Source organism: Streptomyces sp. NPDC055103, assembly GCF_053607625.1.
Genome location: NZ_JBSGTX010000177.1, coordinates 1 through 1,464 on the forward strand (window position 1 = coordinate 1; position 1,464 = coordinate 1,464).

The window sequence follows — 1,464 nt, forward strand, 5'->3', positions numbered from 1 at the left end:
CTGGTGCTCGACCTGACCGGCCTCGTTGAGCTGGGCGATACGACAATTGCCATAGACCGAAACTTTGCTATTCCGATAGAAACATCGCAGCGCATCATTTCTATGGAATATGACATAACAGATCCAGACAATACCTGCGTTGTGGAAATAGGGCAGTTTTTATCGGTGCTTCAAGGTGATGATCGGATTGATCAGATAGAGAATATACTCGACAAGAATCGCGGTACTTGGGAGAGGAAGCCAGACGTTGGCGAAGTCACTGACGGCAGTTTCCCGGATACAAAACCACCAGTTCCTAAAAATGTTGAAGTAAAGTCAATGTTTCAAAACATCACCTTAACGTGGGACTATGATCCATCTAGTTATATTGCTGCCTATGAAATTTATGCTTCTCAGATCAAAGGGTTCACCCCTCTAACAGAAAACAGGATTTTTCGAGGGAAAACAAGTGGATATGAGCATTTTACAGGTGTGAATGAAGTTTGGTATTACCGTCTTCGAGCAATCAATACAAGAGGCACAGCAAGCGATTTTACAGATGAGTTCTCGGCCACTACACGAAGAATTCTAACTGATGACATTATGTACGGCGGTATTATATCGGATCGATTAGCAGACTTGGCGGTAACAGCAGATAAGCTCTCACGTGATTTTTCAGAGGCTAATATTTTGCCGGGTTCATTGCTAAGAGCAAGCGATATTAACGGTCTTAATAGTGCCAGTATATCTGTTGTGAAAAACGGCGAACACAATGAAGTAACAGCAACTAAAACGAAAACGGATAACGCCTTATTCGGAATAAGCACATCGCCAAGAAAAACACTATCTTTAGTAAAGGGCCAGACTTATACCATCTCATTTGAGCTAAAACGCGGTGATATACCTGGCATAACTTATTTAAATTTCAGATCCACCAATTCAAGCTCTGAAAATAACCTGATTAATACATCGAGTATTTCAGATCTGACTAAAAACCCTGCGGATCAATTTGTTCGTGTGGATCTATCTTTCGAATCACCATTATCAAGCGACACTATTCATTTGTTGCTGGGTGGTAGCGTTGGAGACGTAGCTGCAACTGGATCTTTTTCTATTCGGAAACTTCAAATCAGAAGGGGTCTTGTGAAAAAAGAATACACCTTCAGCCCTTTCGATGTACTTTTGACTGATGGTTCCGTTACATCTGATTTTATTGCAAATGCTGCTATTGGTTCTGCTCACATCCAAAATGCTGCCATCAACTCAGCAAATATAGCCGATGCCGCAATTACATCGGCTAAAATTGCTGAAGCGGCCGTAGGTACTGCAGCAATTCAAAATGCAGCGATAACAAAAGCACATTTAAAGACAGCAATTATCGACACTGCACATATTATTGACGGAGCAATTACAAATGCCAAAATAAAAGACTTGTCAGCTGATAAGATCAACGTCGGTACGCTCAAAGGTATTACGATTGAGGGG

1 protein-coding gene is annotated in these 1,464 nt (G+C 41.5%); it reads left to right on the plus strand.

Annotated features, from left to right (window positions below; genetic code table 11):
• Positions 1 to 1,464 (plus strand): hypothetical protein (locus tag ACWFR1_RS40325; RefSeq protein WP_453561090.1); only part of this gene is annotated, 1,464 nt, incomplete at both ends.